Consider the following 23,087-nt stretch of genomic DNA (forward strand, 5'->3'; position numbering starts at 1 on the left):
GCAACTGGTCGCTCTGGTCCGAGCCGGCGCCCGCTTCGAGAACGGCACACTCGTCGAACGACCCGACGAACACGCACCACCCACCGCAGCATAAAGATCTTCATCCACAGGTCTTGACTATTGCTCCGAACCGAGTCCGGAAAGCGCACGGTCGTGGTGGGCGTCGACGGGTCGCTGGCCGCACGCACCGCCGCTCTGTGGGCCGCCGACGAAGCGTCGAGCCGTGAGTGTGAACTGCTGCTCGTGCACGTGGTGCGGGGACCGCTGCCGGAGTTCGTCTTCACCCCGATGTCCACACCGTTGCCCGAGGCCGCGAGCGAGCAGGCGGTGCGTTCACACGCCGAGAACGAACTGACCGATCTCGCCGCCGAGTGCGGTCGATCGGCTCCAGGCCTCGGCATCACCACTCGCCTCGAGCACGGCCATCCCTCGGACGTGCTGGGAGAGATCGGCCGTGACGCCGACATACTGGTCGTCGGTTCGTCCGGCCGGTCCGGCCTGTCCCGCGCACTGCTCGGCTCCACCGCCGCCGACCTCGCCGGCAACCACGAACGCCCGGTTGTCGTTGTCCGAGAGGCGAAAGCGGCCGACGGCCGTGTCGTGGTGGGCGTCGACGGGTCCGAAACCAGCGCGGCCGCGATCGACTTCGCCTTCGAGTTCGCGCGGCGCCGTGATCGCGAACTGCTCGCCGTGCACGCTTGGGCGGACATGCCGATCGAGGCGCTCGCTCCGGTACGGCACTGGGACTACAACTGGAACCAGGTGCGCGCGGAGTCCGAAGCGGTGATCGCCCGATGCCTGGCCGGGCACCAGCAGAACCATCCGGACGTCCGCGTGGAGCGGCACGTGTCCTTCCACAGCCCGGCACAGGCGCTGCTCGACGTCGCCGACGACGCGGCGCTCCTGGTCGTCGGCAGCCACGGCCGCGGCGCTGTGCGGCGGGCACTGCTCGGGTCGGTCAGCCACGCCGTGCTCTACCACGCTCCGTGCCCGGTGGCCGTTGTGCACCGGGACAGCTGAGGTGACGAACAGAGCAGGCTCTCGGCCACGAGCGCGGCTTGTTCGTCGTTGAGCCGCGGATCGCACAACGACGTGTAATGCCGGTCAGCGCGGACTGGTCGGGAACACGCGAGCCGCCATTCGAACAACGAAGGGCCGCGACGGACCAGACCGTCCATCCGCACGCTGTCATCAGGGAAAACCGTGACCCGTGAACACGCCGTGTTCATCCGGATCCACGCCATGTATTACAAGCTCATCCACCAACACAACGAGCGATCAATCGGCACACATTCTTTCCAGCACGGACTCGCCGCTTGGGCCCATTCCAATGATACTTGCACAGCATTCATCCACAATGGATTAACTTATTTCCAGGGCCTGATACTCCGCCCACTGATGTGTGTTCGACGTGAGGTTAGGGCTCACAACATCGTGTGAACCCACCTGCGCGCACGTCCGTATAAATCCAAGTAAGCGTTTTCCGTCGCGCGAGGTGATCACCGGATGCGTGCCACGCACACGACTTATCCAACGCCCGGAGAAGAACCCGGCGTCGTCATCAGCACACACCGGGTGACACCGGGCAGGATGGCGAGTTTCTCGACGTCAGTAAAGGGATTGCTCGGTGCGGCGTCCAGATCACAGGGGTATCTCGACGGGAGAATGGAGAAAGCATCCGGCGATTCACCGAGGTCGTCGCGCACTCCGGCGGCGTCACCGTGGTCACCGCCGATGGCGCGACCTGGCCGGGAAGCCACGTCGTCGGAGCCGACGGCGCCAGGTCGACCGTGCGCAAGCGGACGGGCGCCTCGCTGGAAGGCTCTGCCGCGGAAGGGTTCCACGTGGTCGTCGACGTCGCCGACGAACCCGGCGGCACACCGAGCCTGGAGCGCGTGATGCACTACGCGCATCCCGGCGCGGACGGACGTGGTGTGCTCGTCGTGCCTTACGCGAACGGCTTCCAGGTCGACGTGCAGAGCCGGGCCGGGGACGATCCGGACGTCATCGCCTCCCGGCGGGAGGTGCGGCGGTGGTTGCCCGCGTTGATCGGGCCGACGCCGTCCGAACGCATCACGGCGATCTCGGTCTACCGCTTCCTGCAGCTGATCGCCGACGACTTCACCGATCCCCACCGCCGGGTCCTGCTCGTGGGAGAGGCCGCTCATCTGTTCCCGCCCTTCGGCGCACGCGGCATGAACAGCGGCTTCGCCGACGCACGGGCGGCGGCGGACGCCATCGCGACCGGCCGGCGCTCCCCCGCGGCGAACGCGGACGCCGTCGCCGCCTTCGCCACCGCGAGACGAGCCGCCGCCGAGGTCAACAGCGCCGCCGCCGGCGCGGCCCTGCGGCACCTGCGGCCCACCGGCGCGGTGGCCCGGTTGCGGCGCAGGACGGCGGGACTTCTCGCGCCCGTGGTGCCGCGATTCGGCGAGTGGCTGGAACACGCCCCCTACGGCCCGAGGACTGTCATGAGCGGAACGGGGAACTGAATGGCGACCGAGGACACTCCGCTGCTGGTGGCCGATTCCTGGCTGGTGCTGGACGGGTCGGTGCTGGCACTTGACCGGCACGTCAGCAGGTTCACCCGATCGTGCCTGGAAACGGGTCTCGCCGCGCCGGAGGAGCTGGACAGGTTCTGGCGCGAGGCGATCTCCGCCCTGCCCCGCACGGGCGCGTGGTTCCCGCGCGCGGAACTGGCGGGCGACCCGCCGTCGTTGCGGCTGCGGATCCGCCCGGCACCCCCGCGTGGCGAGCACGTGCGGGTGTGGGTGCCGGACGCGCCCGATCCGCGGCGCAGTCCGGCGCGCAAGGGTCCGGACCTCGAGGCGCTGGGCAGGCTTCGAGCTGAAGCGGAGCTGCACGGTGCGCAGGAAGCGCTGCTGCGGACAGCGGACGGCATCGTGGTCGAAGCGGCGAGCTCGTCGGTGCTGTGGTGGGAGGACGGCGTGCTGTGTTCGCCGCCGTCGGAGATCCCGGCGCTGCCGGGAACGACCGCCGCGCTGGTGCGGGACCTGGCCACGGCCCAGGGGATCCGGACGGCGCGGCGTCGTCGTCGTGTCGAGGAGCTGACCGGCAGGGAGGTGTGGCTGCTCAACGCGCTGCACGGCATCCGCCTGGTGACCGGCTGGGCCGGCTGCGACGCCACCCCTGGCAGCGACGGGCACTTCGCGCGGTGGCGGGAGCGGGTCGAACGGCTGCGCCTGCCGCTGAACCCGCCCTCCGCCACGCGGCCGCGTCAGTTCGAGGTCGTCCGCGGCTGAGGCGCCGGGGGAACCATGCGGGTGCTGATCGCGATGCGGTTGTAGGCGTTGATGACGGTGCTGACCCAGATGAGGGCGGCGACCCCTTCCTCGTCGTACTCGGTGGCGGCGGCCCGGTACACCTCGTCGGGTACCCGGCCGTCGTGCACGAGGGTGATCGCCTCGGCCAGCGCGAGAGCCGCCTTCTCCCGCGCGTCGAACAGCGGGGACTCCGCCCAGGTGCGCAGCGCGTCGAGGCGCCCCAGTGACTCGCCGGCGGCCCTCGCGTCCTTGGCGTGCAGGTCGATGCAGAACTCGCAGCCGTTGATCTGCGAGACGCGCAGACGAAGCAGCTCCAGCAGCAGGACGGGCAGCCCCGCCCGAGCCGCGGCGTCCGAAGCCGCGACGTGGAGCGCCCGCATCGCGGCGGACACGTCCGGGGTGGCGGCCTTCAGGTTCACCCTGGGCTCACTCGCTATGGTCGACATATCTCGACCATAGCGCAAGTTTCTCAATTTTTTCGTTACACCACAACAGGATTAGCCGCAGGGTCTACTGTGGACGTTGCGGGTCGAGGGCTGCGTTCACACCGGGCCACCGGCCCGAGCCCGGCATGCAACGGCGCCCCGCCGAACTCGACCCGAGAGGCGCTGTCGCACCTCTACCGACAATGATTACCATGTTCCTCACATTCCGCCGCGCTGAGCGGCCGAGGAGGAGGACATGTGGCCCACCTGTTGATGATCGAGAGCTGGGTCGGTGCGATGAGCTCGCTGCTGCCCAGGGCGATCAACGAGTCAGGGCACCGCTTCACCTTTCTGACCCGCGACCTGCACCACTACCTGCGCGCCGCCCCTGCCCATCCCCATCCGCTGCTGGCCGCCGACAACGTGCTCACCGCGGACACCAACGACGTGGCCACCCTGCTCGACCACGTCGAGCGGCTGCACGCGGTGCTGCGCTTCGACGGCGTGATCTCCTCCTGCGACTACTACCTCCCGACGGTCGCGAGGGTCGCCGCCCACCTCGGCCTGCCCGGTCCCGACCCGCACGCCGTCGAACGGGCCTGTCGCAAGGACCTCACCCGCACGGCGCTGCGCGACGCGGGTGTGCCCGGTCCCCGTTTCGCCCTCGCCGACGACTGGCCCGCGCTCGCCAAGGCCGCCGCGGAACTGGGCTACCCGCTGGTGGTCAAGCCGGTCGACCTGTGCGCCGGGATGCACGTGCGCAAGGTGGCCGGCGAGCCGGAACTACGTGAGGCGTTCGCCGCGCTGGAGGCGTTCCCTGTCAACGCGCGCAACCAGCCCAGGGTCCGGACCGTGCTGCTGGAGGAGCTGCTCACCGGGCCGGAGGTGAGCGTCGAGACCGTCACGACGGACGGTGCGACGCAGGTCGTCGGCGTGACCGACAAGAGCATCGCGGGCGACCCGTGGTTCGTCGAGAGCGGGCACATGTTCCCCGCAGACCTGCCCACCGACGAGGCCGCCGCGGTCGCCGTCGCCGCGATCGAGGCGCTGGGCCTGGACCACGGCGTCGCGCACACGGAGGTGAAGCTGACCCCGGACGGCCCGAAGCTCGTCGAGGTCAACCCCCGCCCGGCAGGCAACCAGATCACCGAGCTGGTGCGTCGCGTCACCGGCATCGACCTGCCGTCGGCGTACGCGCAGCTGGCCGTGGGCGGACGACCGGAACTGCGGCCGGCGGACACCGGTGTGCGCAGTGCCGCGATCTGCTTCCTGCTGCCTCCGCGCTCCGGCCTGGTGGCCGCTGTCCACGGCACCGAGACGCTCGGCACCGCGCCGGACGTGGTGGAGTGGAAGGTCAAGGGGGCCGGCCATCGTGCGGGCGATCCGACCAGCAACAACAGCTACCTCGGCCACGTCGTGGTGACGGATCCCGCCGGTCTTGGCGCGCGTGCGCGGGCCGAGCGGCTCGTCGGCGGTCTGTCCGTCGACTACGCCGAGGAGTCCGAGTGACCCTCACCGACCTCGTCGAACTCGTCCGCGGCGCGGCGCTGGGGCCCTCCCCCGCGCTGTGCTCCGTGAGCGTCGGGTTCGTCACCAGGCAAGGCGCCCGGCACGCCACGCGAGGGCAGTCCTACCGCAACACCGTGGTCAGTCTGCGCGTGGAGGAGGCGGTCGGCTCCTGCGCGGTGGAGGACATCGCCGACGACGAGGTGCACGGCTGTGTCGGCGCGACGGTGCTCGACCTGCTCGACCACCCGAACCCGGCCATCCGCACCGCCGCGCTGGACGCGTACCTGGCGCACGTCCGCCCGCATCACCTGTCCGCCACCAAATCCATCACCATCGGCCCCGGCAGCTCCCTGGCCAAGTCCATGGCTCGCGCGGAGGCCGTGGTGGACCTGCTGGATCCCGCGCCGGGCGACCGGGTGCTGGTCGTCGGTGTGGTCAACTCGCTGCTGCACCACCTGCGCGAGCGGGGCGCGACCTACGTGCCGTGCGACCTCAAGGGCGGCCGGACGGAGTGGGACGAGCCGATCACGACCGACGCCGGGAGCGCGCTCGACGAGTGCGACCTCGTCCTGGCCTCCGGGATGACCGTCGGCAACGGCACCTTCGAGCCGCTGCTCCGCCACGCCGCCGACGCGGGCAAGCCGGTCGTGCTGTTCGCGCAGACGGCGGGCGCGGTCCTGCCGTGGTTCATCGGGCACGGGGTGCGGGCCGTCTCGGCCGAGCCGTACCCGTTCTTCTGGCTCGACGGCGGTCCGACGACGATCCACCACTACACGGAGCGCCCGTCGTGCTGATCCCGCGCCAGAACCGGCACCTGCTCGGGCTCCTCGGCCAGAGCCCGGTCGCCCGCATCGACACGCCGCTTCCCCACCCGCACAACGGTTTCTGGGCCAAGCTGGAGTGCCTGAGCGCCGGCGGCATGAAAGCGCGGCCGGCCGTGTCCATGCTGCGTGCCGCCAGGGAACGCGGCGACCTCCGTCCCGGCGCGGTGGTCGTGGAGTCGACCAGCGGCACGCTGGGTCTGGGTCTCGCGTTCGCCGGTCAGGTCTTCGGCCACCCGGTCGTGCTGGTGGCCGACAGCGAGCTGGAGCCGTCGATGCGCGCACTGCTGCGCGCGCACGGTGCCCGGCTGGAGGTGGTGGACCAGCCGCACCCGGTGGGCGGCTGGCAGCAGGCCCGCCTCGACCGGCTCCAGGCGGTGCTGCGCGAGCTGCCCGGCGCCTACTGGCCCGACCAGTACAACAACCCCGACAACCCCAAGGGGTACGTGGGGCTCGCCAAGGAGATGGTCGAGCAGCTCGACCGGGTCGACGTGCTCGTGTGCAGCGTGGGCACCGGCGGGCACAGCGCGGGCATCGTGCGGGAGCTGCGCCGTTACTGGCCGGGAGTGCGGCTGGTCGGCGTGGACACCGTCGGCTCCACGATCTTCGGTCAGCCCGCGCGAGCCAGGGTCATGCGCGGGCTGGGCAGCAGCATCCACCCGCGCAACGTCGCCTACGCCGAGTTCGACGAGGTGCACTGGCTCGGCCCGGTCGAGGTGGTGGAGGCGTGCCGCAGGCTCGCGAGAGACGCCTTCGTCACCGGCGGCTGGAGCACCGGCGCCGTCGCACTCGTCGCGGCGTGGGCGGCTCGGGTCGAACCCGGCGCGGTGGTGGCGGCCATCTTCCCCGACGGCCCGCACCGGTACCTCGGCACGATCTTCGACGACGACTTCTGCCACGCCCGCGGCCTCTTCGGCCGTGCGGCCGACCGGCCGGTGGAGATCGGTGACCCGCACAGCGTCGAGGCGACGGGCTGGACGCGGTGCCGGTCGGTCGTCGCGCCTCAAGCGGCGGCGGTGTTCGCGTGAAGGTCGATTGGGAGGTCTACGGCCTCGAACTGGACACGCCACTGCAGATCTCCAGGTCGGTGATGTCGCGGCGAGATGCCGTGCGGGTCGTCGTGGAGCACGACGGGCAGCGTGGGCACGGGGAGGTGGTGACCAGCACCTACTACCGGCTCGACGTGGAGGCGATCACGTCCCTGCTGGACCGGCTGCGACCGGTTCTCGCCGCCGCGGACTCACCGGAGACCGCGCTCGACGCGCTGCACGCGGACCCGATCGCGGCGGGAGTGCGGGCGGCCGTGGACGCGGCGCTGCACGACCTGCTCGGCCTGGGCCGGCGCCTGCCGGTGCACGCCCTCGCTGGCCTGCCGGACTGGCACGACACCCCGACCGCCTACACCATCGGGATCACCACACCGGACGACGCGGCGATCAGGGCCGCGGCACTGGCCGGGCGCGGGTTCTCCGTGCTCAAGGTCAAGGCGGGCGCCGATCCGGATCAGGACGTCGCCACCGCGGCCGCTGTCCGTGCCGCCGCGCCGGACGCCCGGATCGTGCTCGACCCCAACGGTGGCTGGAGTCCCGGCGAGGCCGTGCGGGTGATCGACCGGATCACCGCCGCGGATGTCGTGCTCGCCGCGGTGGAACAGCCGATCCCGCCCGGTGATCCGGACGGGCTGGCATGGGTTCGGGAACGGTGCCCGGCGCCGCTGGTCGCCGACGAGGACGCCGCCACGGTCGACGACGTGCGCAGGCTGGCGGGCGCGGTGGACGGCGTCAACGTCAAGCTCGCCAAGTGCGGTGGGCTGAGGCCGGCGCTGGAGATCGTCTCGGCGGCGCGTGATGGCGGGCTGGACGTGATGCTCGGGTGCTTGGTGGCCAGTTCGCTCGGGATCGCTCCGGCGGTTCACCTTGCCGGGCATGCCAGGTGGGTGGATCTGGACGGGCATCTGTTGCTGGCCCACGACCCTTGGGCGGGTATCGGGGGTGAGGACGGCGTTCTGCGGCTGTCCGGCGAGCCCGGGCTCGGAGTGGTGCGCCGATGAACCGCCGCCCTCTGGAAGTGGTGCGGCCATGAACCGGTTCGCCCTGCCGGTCCGGCTGCTGCTGGTCAACCAGTTCGCCGTGAACACCGGCTTCTACCTCCTCATCCCCTACCTCGCCACGCACCTGGGCGCCCTCGGCATGTCCGCCGCGGTGATCGGTGTGGTGCTCGGCGTGCGGACCCTGAGCCAGCAGGGCCTGTTCCTGGTGGGCGGCACGGTGTCGGACCGGCTGGGCCCGCGGGCAGCCATCCTCGCGGGCTGCGGTCTGCGGGCGGTGGGGTTCGGGCTGTTCGCGATCGGCGACTCGCTCGCGGTGGTGCTGGCCGCTTCGGTGCTCAGCGGGCTGGCCGGGGCGCTGTTCAACCCGGCGGTTCGGGCGTACATCGCGTTGGAGGCGGGTGCGGCGCGCACGGAGGCGTTCGCGCGGTTCAACGTTTACGCGCAGGCGGGTGCGTTGTTCGGGCCGGTGCTAGGCAGTGTGTTGCTGTTGTGGGACTTCCGGGTCTCGGCGGTGGTGGCGGCGGGGATCTTCGCGGTGCTGACCGTCGCGCAGGCCGTGGTGCTGCCCGCGCGGCCGGCCGCTCGCCGGGGTGGGTCGGTGCTGGGTGACTGGCGCGAGTGCCTGGCGAACCGGCGGTTCGTGGCGTTCACCTGTGTGTTGAGCGGGATGTTCGTGCTGCAGAACCAGCTCTACCTGCTGCTGCCGATCCAGGCGCAGCAAGCCACCGGGTCGGCCGGCGTGGTGGCCGTGCTGTTCGTCGTCTCCACGGTTGCCACGCTGCTGTTCCAGGTGCGCATCACCCGCCTGCTCTCGAAACGGGCGCGGGGGCCGGTGATCGCGGCAGGGATGGCCGTCATGGGTGCGGGGTTCGCGGTGCCGGCGTTGTGGCCGGGGCTCGTGGCGGTGCTGGTCGCCACGCTCGCGCTCGCGGTCGGGGTGATGATCGCGCATCCGCTGGTCTACGACCTCATTCCCTCGTTCGGCCCGGACAGCTTGGCGGGCACGCACTTCGGGGTGTTCTACCTCGGTTCCGGGCTGGCCGCCGCGCTGGGCAACACCGCGATCGGCTGGGTCAGCGGGTTCGGCCACAGGCTCGCGTCGTTGCTGTGCCTCGCGATCGGGCTCGTCTGCGCCGCGGGCGTGGCCTGGCTGCACCGCCGCGGGGCACTCACACCGGCACAACCACAGGGGGTCGTCCGATGAACCTGCTCACCGACAACCCGGAGCTGTACGAGCACCAGTTCCCCGATCCGGAGCACGTCGCGGCACGGTTCGTGCACGACGTGGTGACCCGGTTCGGGGGCGGGCGGGAGCTGCTCGACGTCGGGTGCGGCACCGGCCGGGACGCGGGGTGGTTGTCGCGCAACGGTTATCGCGTCGCCGGGATCGACAGCTCGGAGAACATGCTGGCGCACGTGCGCGCGCACCACCCGGCGGTCGACGTGACGCTGGCCGACATGCGCGACTTCGGGCTGGGGCGTCGCTTCGACGTCGTCACCTGCCTGGACAGCGCGATGCTGTACTGCCACACCAACGCCGACATCGAGGCCTTCCTGAGCCGGTGCCGCACGCACCTCGAGCCCGGTGGGTTGTTCGTCGCGGAGATGCGCAACGGCGCGTTCTTCCTCGGCAACACCGAACTGCTCGACGGCGTGCGCACCCGCTCGGTGACCTGGCGGGGCACCGACTACACCTCGCACACCGAGCTGTGGATCGACCACGCCGCCCAGTTGTTGCGCCGCCGCCGGACGTGGGAGTGGGCCGGCCGCGCCGAGCCGCTCGTGCAGCGGTCGGCCTGGCGGCTGCTGTTCCCCCAGGAGCTGCGTCATCTGCTCGACCTCGCCGGGTTCGAGGTCCTGGCCCTGTTCGACTCCCCCGGCCCGCGCACCGATCAGCCGTGGTCCGCCGACGCCCCGCTGAGCGGCGCGCTGTCCGGAGACCGCCTCCACGTCGTGGCCCGCCTCCGCCGAGACGGGCAACCCCGAAAGGAACCAGCATGTCCCTGAACCGCCGCGGTTTCCTCGGCCTCACCTCCGGCCTGACGGTCGCCACCCTCGCCGGGTGCGGCAGCGGTGCCGCTCCTGCCTCCACGCCCCGCGCCGGCGGCAGGCTGCGCGCCGCCTTCGCGGGTGGCGGTGCCAAGGAGGTCCTTGACCCGCACCTCGCCAACCTTTTCGTCGAAGCCGCCCGGTCCAAGGCGATGTTCGACAAGCTCGCGGACCTCGGCGACGACGTGTCGCCGCGGCCACGCCTGGCGGAGAAGTGGGAGCCGAGCGCGGACCTGACCCGCTGGCGGATCACCCTGCGCAAGGCGGTGTTCCACGACGGCAGACCGGTGCGCGCCCAGGACGTGCTCGCCAGCTACGCGCGCATCCTCGACCCGAACCGGGCGTTCCGCGCCAAGTCGAGCCTCACGCTGATCGACCTGCCGAACAGCCGTGCCGTGGACGACCGCACCGTGGAGTTCGCGCTGAAGCGGCCGTTCGTCGAGTTCCCCAACGCCCTCGCGGCGTTCGGCGCGTACATCGTGCCCGAGGGCGCCGAGGACTTCACCAAACCCGTCGGGTCGGGGGCGTTCAGCTTCGTGTCGTTCGAGCCGGGCAGGTCCGTGCTGCTCAAGCGCAACCCCGAGTACTGGGAGGGCGCGCCGCTGCTGGACGAGCTGGAGTTCGTGATCGCCAACGAGGAGTCGGCGCGCACCAACGCCTTGCTGGGCGGCCAGGTCGAGTACGCGCACGACCTGACCCCGACCACGGCGCGCAGTCACGCGTCCGGCGACCGGATAACGATCCACCGCTCGCCCAACAGCGCCGTGCAGGCGTTCGCGATGAAGCTGGACCGGGCACCGTTCGACAACCGGGACCTGCGCGAGGCGCTGTTCCTGCTCGCCGACCGCCCGCAGCTGGTGGAGTCGGTGCTCGCGGGCAACGGCCAGGTCGGCAACGACCTGTTCGGCAAGGGCTACCAGCACTACGCCGACGAGATCGGCCAGCGGCAGCGCGACCTGGACAAGGCGAAGTTCCTCATCCGCAAGGCGGGCGCCGAGGGCATGGTGGTCAAGCTCGACACCTCCACGGCAGCGGCGGGGATGGTCGAGGCCGCCACCGTGTTCGCCGACCAGGCCAAGGGTTCCGGCCTCACCATCGAGGTCGCCGTGGGCAACAAGGACAGCTACTGGGCCGACACGCTCAAGAACGGCTCGCTGTCGAGCTTCCGCTCCGGTGCCATGCCCATCGAGACCCACATCGCGCAACGCCTGCTCACCGGCTCCGGCACCAACGTGACCAAGTGGACCCGGCCGGAGTTCGACGCGCTCTACGAGAAGGCGGTGTCCACTTCGGACGAAGCCGTGCGCACCGAGACGTACCGGGAGATGCAACGGGTGCTGCACGCCGAGGGCGGCTACCTGATGTGGGGCTTCGCCGACTGGATCGTGGGCACGACGCCGAAGGTCGGCGGGATCTCCACCGCACCCGCCAACACGCTCGACTGGGCCCGCTTCGACAAGGTGTGGATCGGGTGAACCTCGCCTCCTACACGGCCCGGCGCGCCGCGCTCGGGCTGGTGCAGGTGCTCGCCGTGGTCACCCTCGTGTTCCTCCTGGTGCAGGCTCTGCCGGGAGACGCGGCGGTGGCCCTGGCGGGCGACAACCCCGACCCCGCGCGCATCGCGCAGATCCGTGCGGCCATGGGACTCGACCGCCCGGTGCTCGAACGGTTCGTGGAGTGGCTGGCCGGGTTGCCACGGCTGGACTTCGGTGTGTCGCTGGTGTCGGGCCGGCCGGTCTCCGAGTTCCTGTTCGGCGCGATCGGCCCGACCGCGGTGCTGGCGACCCTGACCCTGGTGCTGCTGCTGCCGATCTCGGTCATGGCCGGCGTGCTGGCCGCACTGCGCGAGGGCAGCCTGCTGGACCGGGCGCTGACCTCGGTCAGCGTGGCGCTGCACTCGATTCCCGAGTTCGCGCTGGCCGTCGTGCTGATCGCGGTGTTCGGCGTGCAGCTGGCGTGGCTGCCGCCGACAGCGGTCGGCGCGGACCTGCTCTCGCAGCCCGCCGTGCTGGTGCTGCCGCTGGTGGTGCTGCTGGCCAGGCCGATCTGCTCGATCAGCCGCCTGGTGCGCGCGGGCATGGTGGACGCGCTCGCGTCGGACTACGTGCGCCACGCCCGCCGCCTCGGCCTCGGCGAGACGCGGATCCGGTTCGCCCACGCGCTGCCGAACGCGCTCGCGCCGGCCGTGCAGCAGGTCGCGCGCACCACGGACTGGTTGCTGGGCGGCGTGATCGTCGTCGAGGCGGTGTTCGTGATCCCCGGCCTGGGGACCGTGCTGGTGGATGCCGTGGCCGGCCGAGATCTGCCGGTGGTCCAGGGCCTGGCGGTGGTGTTCGCGGTGAGCACGGTGGCCGTGAACCTGGTGGCGGACCTGGTGGCGTTCCGCCTGGCGCCGCGCACGGAGGTGGTCGCGTGAAACGGGCGGGCATCGGCGGGCTGCTGATCGTGGTGCCGCTGGCACTGGCGTTGCTGGGCCCGCTGTTCGTACCGGAGCAGCAGACCCGCAGCGCGCCGTTCATGCCGCAGGGGTTGCTGGGCACCGACTTCGTGGGCCGCGACGCCTGGCACCAGGTGCTCGCGGGCGGCCAGACGGTCGTGCTGGTGGCGTTGCTCGCCACCGCCTTGCCCTACGTGGCCGGTGTGCCCTACGGCGTCGTCGCCGCGACCACCCGGCTGCGGCTCGTGGACGAGGTGCTGATGAGGCCGCTCGACGTGCTGCTGGCGGTGCCGTCGTTGCTGGTGCTGATCCTCGTGGCCGCCATCTCAGGGCCGGGGCTCCTGGTGCTCGTCGGCGTGGTCACGCTCGTCAACTTCCCCGACGTCGCACGCCTTTCGCGTGCGGCGGCTCTCGAGATCGCCGGAAGGCCCGCGTTGGAAGCGATGCGCATGCAGGGCGAGTCGTGGTGGCAGACCTCGATCGTCTACACGGGACGGTCGATGCTCCGCACGCTCGCAGCCGACCTCGGTGTCCGGCTCACCGCCGCGCTCTACCTGGTCGCGTCCGCCAGCTTCCTCGGTGTCGGTGTCCCGCCCGACGCCGCGGACTGGGCCGTGATGGTGGACCGCAACCGGGGCGGGCTGTTCCTGCAGCCGTTGACCGTGGTCGTGCCCGCACTGCTGATCGTCGCGCTGTCCGTCGGTGTGAACCTCGTGTTCGACCGCGCCCTGCGGCAGGTGCGCACGTGACCCCCGTCGTGCACGTCGAGGACCTGCGTGCCGAGGCGGGCGGCCGGGTGCTGCTCGACGGCGTCAGCTTCGCCCTGTCCGCGGGCAGAGTCCTCGCGCTGGTCGGTGCCTCCGGCAGCGGCAAGACCACCACCGGTCTCGCCCTGCTCGGCGAACACGCTCCCGGAGTGACCGTCAGTGGGCGCCTGGAGGTGCACGGGCGCGTCGGGTTCGTGCCCCAGCAGCCGGCGTCCGCGCTCAACCCCGTGCGCAGGCTGGGTGCGGTGTTCCGCGAGATCGCGGCACTGCACGACGGTGATCCCGACGAGCTGGTGCGGGTGGCTCTGCAGCGGGCGCGGGTGCCGGCCGACCTGCTGCGCCGCTTTCCGCACCAGCTCTCCGGAGGCCAGCAGCAGCGGGTCGTGCTCGCCCAGGCGCTGGTCGGCGCCCCGGCGGTGCTCGTGGCCGACGAACCCACGACGGGGCAGGACGCCCTCACCCGTGCCGAGGTCGTGGACGAGCTCGCCGCCGTCGTCGCGCAGGGTGTCGCACTCGTGCTGCTGACGCACGACGTGGAGGTGGTGCGTGCGCTCGCCGACGAGATCGTGGTGCTGCGCGCAGGACGCGTCGTCGAAGCCGGACCCGCGGACGAGCTGCTGACCAATCCTCGCGAGAGCTACACGCGCGCGCTGCTCGACGCCGTGCCGCCGATGTCCATCGACGTACCAGAACGGGCGCCACGGCTGCGGGTCCGCGGCCTGACCGCCCGGTACCGCAACGCCACCGTGCTGCACGACGTGGACCTGGAGATCGGTGAACGCGTGGCGGTCGTCGGCCGCTCCGGCAGCGGCAAGACCACTCTCGGCCGGTGCCTGGCCGGCCTGCACCAGCAGGTCACCGGCGAGGTGCTGCTCCACGACCGACCGCTGGCCCGGTCGCTGCGCCGGCGGTCGCGCACCGCCCTCGCCGCGGTGCAGTACGTGTTCCAGGACGCGCGCGGATCGTTCGACGAGCACCGCGCCGTGCTGGACCAGGTCGCCAGGACGGCCGTGCGGCTGCGGGGCGTGCGCCCCGCCGACGCTCGTGCGGCAGCGCTCGCGGCTTTGGCCCGTGTCGGTCTGGACGAGGACATGGTGCGACGCCTGCCGCGCGGCCTGTCCGGCGGTGAGCTCCAACGAGCGGCACTCGTGCGCGCTCTGCTCGCCGAACCCGAGGTGCTCGTGTGCGACGAGATCACCTCGGGCCTGGACGCGGTGACCCGCGCCGGGTTGCTCGACCTGCTCGCGAGCGTGCCGTGCGCGCTCGTGCTGATCAGCCACGACCTCGACGTCGTGGCGCGGCTGGCCGACCGGGTAGTCGTACTCCACGAGGGACGCGTCGTCCTGCACGGTCCGGTCGAGACGACCTTGGACGGCGCGAAGGAAAGGATGAAGTGAACACGCACCACCAGGCAGCGGGACGCCACGAGGTCCGGTTGGCGACGCACGCCGACCTGCCGGGAGCCCGCAGCGTCATGCTGGACACCTTCTACCACGAGTTCGGCCACGGCTACCGCCCCCAGTGGCACGGCGACGTGATCGACCTGGCCGCCACGTACCTGGACACTCCCAGGCACGCGCTGTTCGTCGCGGTCGACGGCGACGAGGTCGTCGGCACCACGGCCGTGCGGGCGCAGGGTCCCGCCAGCCCGCCCCACCCGGCGTGGCTCGCCGAGCGCTACTCCGGTGACCGGACCGCACAGCTGTTCCGCGTGTACGTCCGGCCGGAGCACAGGCGCAGGGGGCTGGCCAGGGCACTGGTCGACGCCGCGGTCCGGTTCGTCGCGGAAACCCCCGGCTACGAACAGATCTACCTGCACACCGACACCCGCACGCCCGGCGCCGAGGCGTTCTGGCGCTCGGTCGCGGTCGAGGTGTGCGACGCCAGGGACGGCGACCCCGACCGCCACCAGACGGTGCATTTCGAGATCCCCCTCCCGGTCCTCGCGGGCTCAGGTGACGTGACGCGGTGAGCCACCGGGCCGGCGGGTGCTCGAACCGCCGGCCCCGGCCCGCCGCGGAGCACTGATGGTGATCACCCGTTGAGAGGGTGACGGAACGACTCCGCCGGGGTGGAATGAACCGGCGTGAAAGGCCGACGGAGGTGTGGCATGCGAACACGGCTCGTGGTGTCGTTGCTGGGGCTCGTGCTCTTCGCCGGTGGTGCGCCGGCACTGGCCGCCACTCCGGGTGTCCCCGGTGACCAGCCGTTGCCCGGCTACACCGTCCACAACCCGCCGCTGAAGCCGGAGATCGTCGACGGACAGCCGACGAGGGTGTTGCAGGGCATCCACCGGCACTCCGCGTACATCGTCGAGGTGCCCGCGAAGTGGAACGGCCGTCTGGCCATGTGGGCACACGGCTACCGCGGCACCGGCACAGTGCTCACCGTGGACCCGCCTGCCTACGGCCTGCGTGCCCGGATGCTCGGCCAGGGCTATGCGTGGGCCGCGTCCTCCTACTACAGCAACGGTTACGACGTTCGCGCCGGCGTCCTGGCCACACACGATCTGGCGAAGCACTTCGGCACGCTGGTCGCCAAGCCGAAGCAGGTCCTCATCGCGGGAGTGTCCATGGGCGGCCACGTCATCGGCCGCTCGCTGGAGCAGTACCCCGGCTTCTACGACGGCGCGCTGCCGATGTGCGGCGTGCTCGGTGATCACGAGCTGTTCGACTTCTTCCTCGACTACCAGTTGACGGCGCAGGCACTCGCCGGGATTCGCGCCTACCCGGTGCCCGCCGACTACCTCACCACCGTGGTACCGCAGATCCAGGAGAAGCTGGGGCTGACCACGCTCGTTCCCGGCGGCCCCGACACCGTGACGGACCGGGGCGCCCAGTTCCGCTCGGTGGTCGTCGAACGCAGCGGCGGACCGCGTCCCGGTGCGGCGCCCGCTTTCGCGTTCTGGAAGGACTTCCTGTTCAGCCTCGCCACGCCGCCGGACGAGGACGCCCCGCTCTCGCGTGATCCCGGCCGGTTGGCGACCAACCTCGGCACCCGTTACCAGCCGAACTCGCCGGTCGACCTCAACCGCGAGGTGCAGCGGGTGGCGCCGCGCGACTGGCGGTCGCGGCTCTCCCCCACGCTCACCGAGGTGCCGAGGATCGCGGGCAAGCCGAGAACCCCGGTGCTTTCCCTGCACGGTCTCGGCGACCTGTTCGTGCCGTTCTCGATGGAACAGGACTACCGGGCCGACGTCGTCCGCAACGGCCAGTCGAAGTGGTTGGTGCAGCGAGCGATCCGCACGGTGGACCACTGCGAGTTCTCGGCGGCGGAGGTGGGCACCGCGTGGAACGACCTCGTGACGTGGACCAGCCGCGGCACGAAGCCGGCCGGTGACGTGATCGGTGACCGCGACACGGTGGCCGCGCCCGCGTTCGGCTGCCGGTTCTCCGATCGCGCCGCCTACGACGGTCCCGGCACCCGCAAACTCTTCTCGCCCTGTCCCTGACAGGACGAGAAGAGTCCGCTGCCGCTGATCAGCGTTGCAGTGTCAGCAGACCCGGCCGGTACGGCAGGAGTCCGTAGTCGCCGCCCGAGTTGGGATCACGTCCCTGGTACAGCAGTTGCAGGTTGCAGGGGTCGATGGTCTTGGTCTGGTCGGGGTTGCTGCGGATCAGGTCGCCGTGGCTGATGTCGTTGGTCCAGGTGGCGCCGCTGTTGGCCTTGCCGGCGAACGGGTTGCTCTCGGTGGCGGCCTGCGGGGTCCACGAACCGCTCAGGCTGCTGGACGTGAACGAGCGGAAGAAGCGCCCGTTGCGGCCCATCGCCTCGACGATCATGAGGTACTGGTTCTGGCCCTGGACCTTGTAGACCTCGACGCCTTCGAACAGGTTGGCCTGCGTGTCGCTCATGATCTCGGTCCAGGCCGAGCCGAAGCTGCCGGGGAAGTTCCCGATCGGCATGGTGGACCGGTAGATCTTGCCGTTGTCACCGGCGAAGAACAGGTACATGTTCTGGTCGTCACCGATGAGCGTCTGGTCGATGGGGCCCGTTCCGGAGTTCGGGATGCGCCCGGTGAAGAGCGTCTGTGCCGCCGACCAGCCGTTGGCGTTGGTGGGGTCGTTCGACGTCCGGTAGCTGAACGAGGTCGGGCCCCACTGGTAGGCGAGCACCCAGATGTTCTTCGGTGCGAAGTAGAACAGCGTGGACGCGACCGCGCCGGGGTTCATCGCGTTCTGGCCGGCCGTGGCCATGTCGGACCAGTTCGTGAAGGGCGTGAAGTTCATCGAGCCCCAGGTCGTGCCCCTGTCGTGCGTCGTCGCGTAGACCACGTGCTTGCCGTTGTGCATGACGTGGGTGAAGTCCTTGAGCGAGACCCAGCCCTGCTTCGGTTGCGCCAGCGGGCCCGTCGACGACCAGCGGTACGTCGAGGGCAGCGAACACGTGCCGGGCGGGGTGGTCGTCGTCGTGGTGGGGCCCGTCCCGCCGACGCGGACGAGCTGCCACTGCTGGTTGGCGCCGCCCCAGTCGCTGTACTGGACGACGTTGCCGCCGTCGGCGGTGGAGGCGCCCTGGACCTCGACGGCCTTGTTGCTGTTGCGGTTGATCAGGCGCACGTGGCCGCCGTCGGAGTCCGCGAGGCGGAACTGCTGGTTGGTGCCGTTGGCGTCAGACCACTGGACGATGCTCGCGCCATTTGCGGTGGAGAAGTTGTAGACGTCGAGGACCTTGCCCGACAGCCGTGACTTCAGCCGGTAGTAGCCGCCACCGGAGTCGACGAACTGCCACTGCTGCTGGTTGCCGTCGTTGCGGGTCCACTGGGTGATGCGCGCACCGTCGTTCGTGGCGAGGTTGTAGACGTCCAGGGCTTTGCCGCTGTTGCGGTTGACCAACACGTACCAGGCGTTGGTGTCGACGGTCGCCGCCGACACCGGGGCCGCGCTGAACGCTGTCACCAGCCCGCCGAGCAGCACGGCGACGGCAGCGGCGATACCGGCCGTACGACGTCTACGGGTTCGTTGGACGGCGGTAGGCGGATGATGGCCCGATCCGGCCATGGGTGTGCTCCTCTTCGTTGAGGTGGGAAATCGGAGCGACCTATTGCGCACCCTTTTGAACAATGAGGGGAACCGAAGACGGGCGCGCGCAGTCAGATGCCACCGTCGCGGGTGCCGGTCGCATCCATCAAAACTTTGAAGGACGATCTCCCTGCGGTCAAGATGCCGCGAAAATGTTTGGACTGCTAAAAGGGAAGAGAATTCTTTAGCACCGGCGAGTGTCGCGACGAGCATGGTCAGACGGCCGTCCACCGTTTCTTCACGTCACCGAACGAATCAACTATGACGCAGATGCCGGCAACGCGCTTCGGGTTTCACGAGTTCCTTCCGAGCGCGGCTTCGCGGAACTCCCTCGGCGAGACGCCGGACTCGGCGCGGAACAGCTTGCCGAAGTGGCTCGCCTCCGCGAATCCCCACTGAGCCGCGACGCTCGGCACCGGGCGGTGGGCCACGCCGGGATCCGCCAGTGCCCGGCGGATGCGGTCCAGACGCCGCCGGCGGATGTACCCGCACACCGTCTCGCCGTGGCGCTGGAACAGCTTGTGCAGGTACCGGACAGAAATGTGGTGCGCCGCGGCGATCGCTTCCGGTCTGAGGTCGCCGGCGAGGTGGCTCTCGATGTGGTCGTGCACCCGCGTGTGCAGGCCATCCGGCTTCGCGTCGCACGGCGCCGCCGTGCGGAGCACGGTCCGCAGCAGCCCGCTCACGTGCTCGCCCAGTTCCCGGCCTGTCGCCGGGTCCAGGCGCGGTGCCTGGCGGGCGAACTCCGCGAGCGTCGCGGCCAGGATTCGCGTCGCAGGCGCACAGGTGACCTGCCGGTCGAAGGCGGCGAGCCTCGCCGGCAGGCCGGGGATGCCCAACACGACGTACCGGTACGGCCGCCGACCGCCAGCCGGAAGGGCCGGGAACCGGTGTACAGCAGGCACTCCCCCGGTCCGGCACTGGTGCCGCGGCCGTCCTGCTCCAGCCGGGCCTCGCCGCCGAGCAGGACGGCGACCACGAGGCTGTCGGCTGCCGCCAGCCGCCACGGACGCACCTGCACGTCCTGGTCGCCGACGATCTCGCACGCGCTCAGCGCGCCGAACCGGTACCGGTCAGACACCTGATCCGCACGAGCCGCGGGCGATGAGCGTGGGCTGGAAGACGATCCTGGCCGGGACCGCCGGCTCCTCGACGACGAGCTCCGCAGCCCTGCGCCCCATCTCGTACGCGGGCTGGGCGACCACGCTGATGCCGAGCGTGCTCGCCCACGGGAAGTCGTCCATGGTGAGGAACCCGATGTCGTCGGGCATTTTCAGGCCCCGAGCGGTCAGTGCCGTGTGGACGGACACGGTCAGACGGCCTGTCGTGCACACGACGGTGTCGTTGCGGTGCAGCAGTGAGCCGACGGCGGCATCGACCTCGTCCTCGTTCTCCACGAGGACTTCCTCGGGTTCCGGCAGGCCACGCTCGACGAGTCCGTGCCGCAGTCCTGTCACGCGCTTGACCTGCGTCGGCCGATTTCGTCCGCTCACGACTCCCACTCGTGACCGGCCGCAGTCCGCCAGATGCGCGGCCATCAACTCACCAGCCGCGACGTCGTCAAGACTGACCGAGTGCAGGCCTGGCGGGTTGCGCGCGACGATCACGCACGGCGTGCCGTTCTCCGCCATTCGCCGTGCCTGGCTGTCCGCGGTCTCGTCGGCGGTGATGATCAGGCCGCGCACCCGTTGCTGGTCCATCGCCCGCACCTGGGCGGCTTCCCGGTCGGCGCGGCGGTAGGTGTTGGCCAGCATGACCGGGCTGTCGCTGGCTGCGGCGACCTCGTCGATGCCCCGGATGAGGTCCAGGTAGAACGGGCTGCTCAGGTCCCGGATGATCACGCCGATGGTGCTCGACCGCCCGGCGAAGATGCTCCTGGTCAACGCGTTCGGGCTGTAGCCGAGACTCTCGGCGGCCTCCCACACCCTGGCGGCCGTCGACTCGGCGACGAGACCGCCGTTCAGCACGCGGGAGACCGTTGCCGTCGACACTCCCGCGTGTGCGGCGACGTCACCGATCGTGACTCGCTTCATCCGCGACCAGCCTGCCTTCCCGCACGACGATCCTGCCGCCGATCATGACGGTCCCGACATTCTCCAGCGCCGCCGGGTCGGTCACCACCAGGTCGGCGATCGCGCCCGGCACGATCCGGCCACGCCGGGGCGCCAGCCCGGGGAACGTGTCGGCGACGGTGGACGTGGCCATCGCGATCGCGGCGGGCAGGCCGACCACGCCCGCCCTGGTGGCCCGGTCGATCGCCAGCAGGATCGGGTCGTGGTGGCCTGCCGCGTAGTCGGTTGAGATGGTGTCCACCAGCCCGGCCTCGAACATGGCGTAGAGCAGCGGGATCATGTCCGGCCGCCGACCACGGAAACTGTCCAAAATGGACACGTCGATCACCGCTCCGCGCTCCTTCAGCCGCTCCGCGTGGCCCACGGCCTCCCGCGTGGTGAAGCTGGGGTGGTTGGAGTGCCCGGCGATCAGCCGCACGTCCGTCCTGGCGATGGCGGCAACCTGCGTCATCGATGCGGCCGCGTTGTGCACGAGCACCGGAACGTCCAGCTGCCGGGCCTGGTCAGCCGCTTCCGCCAAGCCGCGCAGCGCGACGTCGAACGCAGGCAGCACCACGCCCGACACGATCTCGCGCGCCTCGTCGACCGACAGCAGCCCGGTCAGGCCGGCGCCCGCCAACGCCTCCTCGACGGCGGCACGGTCGAACGCCGACGTCCTGATGTGCCTGCCCAGCACCGCGACCTTCAGCTCGTTCGCCTGCAACGCCGTCACCGTCACGCCGGTGCGCCGCGCGATCTGCTCGGGGATGTACAGATAGCTCGCCCCGCCACCGCCGAGCATGTGCCCCGCGCCGATCTCGCCCAGCGCGACCGCGCCTTCGGCCACCGCCTGACGCGCGGTGAACGCCCGGTGCACGTCGGTCAGCCCGCCGCCGTCGGCGATGGTCGCTGCCTCCAGGCACGCGGGTGTGTTGCAGGAGGCCGCCTTCACGTTGACCGGATGCGCTTCGTCGGTCGCGGCAACGGCTTCCGCGGTGATGAACCCGTCGACGCAGAGCACCGTGGTCGTGCCCTCCAGCAGATGCCGGTCGAGGTTCGCGTTCACCTGCTCGCGAGGCAGCGGTTCGTGGCCACTGGGGAACAGCGGGCCGTACGCGGTGCCGTGCGTGTGGTTGTTGATCAGCCCGGGGATCACCAGCATCCCTTTTGCGTCAACGACTTCCGCCGACGGGTACGCTCTGTTCCCCGGCTCGACGATCTCCCGGACCGTGTCGCCCTCGACGACGACGTCGACCCCGCGCCGCGGTTCGGTACCCCGGCCGTCGACCAGGTCGCAGCCACGCACGACGATCGTCATCGCGACTCCTCGAACCGCTCGAAGCGGAACGGCGCCAGCGCGTCCTCGCGATCCTCACCGACCACCTCGTCGGCGACGAGCTCGCCCGCGTGCAGACACAACGTCACCCCGCTGTGCGACACGGCGAAGAAGTAGTTGCGCACGTCCGCGACCCGTCCGAGCACGGGCAGCCCGTCGCCGGGAATCGGCCGCTCCCCCGTGCGCACGCTCTCGACGGTCGCGGCCCGAATTCCCGGGTAGAGCGAGGCGGCGTCGCGCACCAGCTTGTCCACCGCCTCCTGCCCACCCCGGTCGACCTCGCTGGAGTGCAGGAGGATCCGGCCGCCGCCCTCCGGTCGCAAGTGGACGTCCGGGGCGTGCACGACCCGCGACAGCGGTACCGCGACAGGCGAGGTGTACACGAGCACGCAGGGCAGGTTGCGCATCGGCAGCGCGAGTCCTGCCATCGCCGCCGCCCCGGCCGCCTGGGGGCCCGCAGAGTTCACGACCGCGTCCGCGGCGAGCACCCGCCCGGACTCCAGCCGCACGGCTCGAACCACGTCACCGCTGATGTCGAGCCCTGCCACGGCGTCGCCGGCCACCACATCGATGCTTCTCGACAGCAGATGTGCGATCAACCGCCGCGGCTCCACCCACGCCTCGCCGGGAAAGTACGCGGTCCCGCCGGGAGGAAGCCGGTCCGGATCGATGCCCGGTTCCAGGTCCAGCGTCTCGGCCGGGGTCAGCCACTTGGCCTCGTAGCCGAGCGCGAGGAGAGCGTCGACCTTCGCCCGCAACGCCGCCTCGTCACCGCCCCATTCGATGCCACCTCCAGCGAAGTACCAGTCGCCGAGCGGGAACTCGGCCGCGAGCCGCTGGTGCGCCGCCATTCCCGCGACGTTGAGCTGGTGGTAGACGAGCGGTTGCTTGTTGCGCGAGTTGACCCACGAGAACGTCGCTCCGGACGTCCCCGAACCCGGCGCACCGGCGTCGACGACCGTGACCGTCGCGCCACGACGAACCAGTGCCGCCCCCACCGCGGCGCCGTAGACACCAGCACCCACCACGACGACTCGCATCTCGGCCTCCCGTGCTGTAACTAGTTTCATGTAACTAGTTACACGGTAGCCTCGGCAGTTGGCGAGGGTCAATGCGGCCGAGCGAGATGCCTGGTCGGGCGGGGCTGCGTCAAATCACCCGATTGGGCTCAAACATCGTAGTTCTGCGAACCGCAACCACATTGGCATGGACCATTCGTATGCCAAGTGCGCAGGCCACGAGGATGCGCCGCGCAACGAGGACGTGAAGTACCGAAATTCATTGCTCCATTCGACAAACCCCCGCAGGACAGGAAGGGGTTGCGCACACGGCTAGGC

At 70.7% G+C, this 23,087-nt stretch carries 21 protein-coding genes and 1 pseudogene; 15 read left to right on the forward strand and 7 right to left on the reverse strand.

Going from position 1 to position 23,087, the window contains the following annotated elements; translation table 11 throughout:
- Positions 1 to 120: 120 nt before the first annotated feature.
- The 3 genes from ABFX45_RS41200 to ABFX45_RS41210 all read left to right on the forward strand — a co-directional run bounded on the left by ABFX45_RS41200 (position 121) and on the right by ABFX45_RS41210 (position 3,263).
- Complete coding sequence (locus ABFX45_RS41200) at positions 121 to 1,020, forward strand: universal stress protein (RefSeq protein WP_346136340.1); 900 nt, start codon at positions 121 to 123, stop codon at positions 1,018 to 1,020.
- A gap of 620 nt (positions 1,021 to 1,640) precedes the next feature.
- A complete protein-coding gene (locus tag ABFX45_RS41205; RefSeq protein WP_346136421.1) occupies positions 1,641 to 2,492 on the forward strand; it encodes an FAD-dependent monooxygenase in 852 nt (283 codons plus the stop codon).
- A complete protein-coding gene (locus ABFX45_RS41210; protein WP_346136342.1) occupies positions 2,493 to 3,263 on the forward strand; it encodes an aminotransferase class IV in 771 nt (256 codons plus the stop codon).
- Here ABFX45_RS41210 and ABFX45_RS41215 read toward each other — a convergent pair.
- Complete coding sequence (locus ABFX45_RS41215) at positions 3,239 to 3,730, reverse strand: carboxymuconolactone decarboxylase family protein (protein ID WP_346136344.1); 492 nt, start codon at positions 3,728 to 3,730, stop codon at positions 3,239 to 3,241. The genes ABFX45_RS41210 and ABFX45_RS41215 overlap by 25 nt on opposite strands.
- 237 nt (positions 3,731 to 3,967) lie before the next feature.
- Between ABFX45_RS41215 and ABFX45_RS41220 the strand changes: the two genes are divergently transcribed.
- From ABFX45_RS41220 to ABFX45_RS41275, 12 genes are all read left to right on the forward strand, one after another.
- A complete protein-coding gene (locus ABFX45_RS41220) occupies positions 3,968 to 5,218 on the forward strand; it encodes an ATP-grasp domain-containing protein (RefSeq protein WP_346136346.1) in 1,251 nt (416 codons plus the stop codon).
- Entirely contained in the window at positions 5,215 to 6,012 is a 798-nt protein-coding gene (locus ABFX45_RS41225; RefSeq protein WP_346136348.1) for a Rossmann-like domain-containing protein, read from the forward strand. Before ABFX45_RS41220 ends, ABFX45_RS41225 begins: the two co-directional genes overlap by 4 nt.
- Complete coding sequence (locus ABFX45_RS41230) at positions 6,006 to 7,067, forward strand: PLP-dependent cysteine synthase family protein (RefSeq protein WP_346136350.1); 1,062 nt, start codon at positions 6,006 to 6,008, stop codon at positions 7,065 to 7,067. Before ABFX45_RS41225 ends, ABFX45_RS41230 begins: the two co-directional genes overlap by 7 nt.
- Entirely contained in the window at positions 7,064 to 8,089 is a 1,026-nt protein-coding gene (locus ABFX45_RS41235) for a dipeptide epimerase (RefSeq protein ID WP_346136352.1), read from the forward strand. The genes ABFX45_RS41230 and ABFX45_RS41235 overlap by 4 nt, the downstream gene beginning before the upstream one ends.
- Positions 8,090 to 8,117: 28 nt before the next feature.
- Positions 8,118 to 9,293, forward strand: coding sequence for an MFS transporter (locus ABFX45_RS41240; RefSeq protein ID WP_346136354.1), 1,176 nt, complete (start codon positions 8,118 to 8,120; stop codon positions 9,291 to 9,293).
- Positions 9,290 to 10,096 (forward strand): class I SAM-dependent methyltransferase, encoded by an 807-nt coding sequence (locus tag ABFX45_RS41245; RefSeq protein ID WP_112227431.1) that lies wholly within the window; start codon positions 9,290 to 9,292, stop codon positions 10,094 to 10,096. The genes ABFX45_RS41240 and ABFX45_RS41245 overlap by 4 nt, the downstream gene beginning before the upstream one ends.
- Entirely contained in the window at positions 10,087 to 11,613 is a 1,527-nt protein-coding gene (locus ABFX45_RS41250; RefSeq protein ID WP_346136357.1) for an ABC transporter substrate-binding protein, read from the forward strand. Before ABFX45_RS41245 ends, ABFX45_RS41250 begins: the two co-directional genes overlap by 10 nt.
- On the forward strand, positions 11,610 to 12,554 hold the full coding sequence (locus ABFX45_RS41255) for an ABC transporter permease (RefSeq protein WP_109641484.1): 945 nt from the start codon (positions 11,610 to 11,612) through the stop codon (positions 12,552 to 12,554). Before ABFX45_RS41250 ends, ABFX45_RS41255 begins: the two co-directional genes overlap by 4 nt.
- Entirely contained in the window at positions 12,551 to 13,324 is a 774-nt protein-coding gene (locus tag ABFX45_RS41260; RefSeq protein WP_346136359.1) for an ABC transporter permease, read from the forward strand. The genes ABFX45_RS41255 and ABFX45_RS41260 overlap by 4 nt, the downstream gene beginning before the upstream one ends.
- Complete coding sequence (locus ABFX45_RS41265; protein WP_346136361.1) at positions 13,321 to 14,739, forward strand: ABC transporter ATP-binding protein; 1,419 nt, start codon at positions 13,321 to 13,323, stop codon at positions 14,737 to 14,739. Before ABFX45_RS41260 ends, ABFX45_RS41265 begins: the two co-directional genes overlap by 4 nt.
- Positions 14,736 to 15,314, forward strand: coding sequence for a GNAT family N-acetyltransferase (locus ABFX45_RS41270; protein ID WP_233440194.1), 579 nt, complete (start codon positions 14,736 to 14,738; stop codon positions 15,312 to 15,314). Before ABFX45_RS41265 ends, ABFX45_RS41270 begins: the two co-directional genes overlap by 4 nt.
- Positions 15,315 to 15,452: 138 nt before the next feature.
- A complete protein-coding gene (locus ABFX45_RS41275) occupies positions 15,453 to 16,793 on the forward strand; it encodes an alpha/beta hydrolase family protein (protein WP_346136364.1) in 1,341 nt (446 codons plus the stop codon).
- A 28-nt stretch (positions 16,794 to 16,821) separates the two neighbouring features.
- Here the strand turns inward: ABFX45_RS41275 and ABFX45_RS41280 are convergent, their stop codons facing one another.
- From ABFX45_RS41280 to ABFX45_RS41300, 6 genes and pseudogenes are all read right to left on the reverse strand, one after another.
- Positions 16,822 to 18,342, reverse strand: a complete 1,521-nt coding sequence (locus ABFX45_RS41280) for a non-reducing end alpha-L-arabinofuranosidase family hydrolase (RefSeq protein WP_109641481.1) — start codon at positions 18,340 to 18,342, stop codon at positions 16,822 to 16,824.
- Positions 18,343 to 18,656: 314 nt separating this feature from the next.
- A complete protein-coding gene (locus ABFX45_RS41285) occupies positions 18,657 to 19,205 on the reverse strand; it encodes a helix-turn-helix domain-containing protein (protein WP_346136366.1) in 549 nt (182 codons plus the stop codon).
- Positions 19,206 to 19,279: 74 nt separating this feature from the next.
- Positions 19,280 to 19,444: pseudogene (locus ABFX45_RS46680) on the reverse strand (hypothetical protein); the annotation flags it as partial.
- Entirely contained in the window at positions 19,437 to 20,396 is a 960-nt protein-coding gene (locus ABFX45_RS41290; RefSeq protein ID WP_346136368.1) for a LacI family DNA-binding transcriptional regulator, read from the reverse strand. The gene ABFX45_RS41290 and the pseudogene ABFX45_RS46680, both read right to left, overlap by 8 nt.
- A complete protein-coding gene (locus tag ABFX45_RS41295) occupies positions 20,374 to 21,732 on the reverse strand; it encodes an amidohydrolase family protein (RefSeq protein WP_346136370.1) in 1,359 nt (452 codons plus the stop codon). The genes ABFX45_RS41290 and ABFX45_RS41295 overlap by 23 nt, the downstream gene beginning before the upstream one ends.
- Positions 21,729 to 22,790 carry an NAD(P)/FAD-dependent oxidoreductase gene (locus ABFX45_RS41300; RefSeq protein ID WP_346136372.1) on the reverse strand — a complete coding sequence of 354 codons (1,062 nt, stop codon included), beginning with the start codon at positions 22,788 to 22,790 and terminating at the stop codon, positions 21,729 to 21,731. The genes ABFX45_RS41295 and ABFX45_RS41300 overlap by 4 nt, the downstream gene beginning before the upstream one ends.
- Between the last annotated feature and the right edge of the window lie 297 nt (positions 22,791 to 23,087).

Source organism: Lentzea roselyniae (assembly GCF_039537795.1).
In the GTDB taxonomy this organism is placed as follows: Bacteria; Actinomycetota; Actinomycetes; order Mycobacteriales; family Pseudonocardiaceae; genus Lentzea; species Lentzea atacamensis.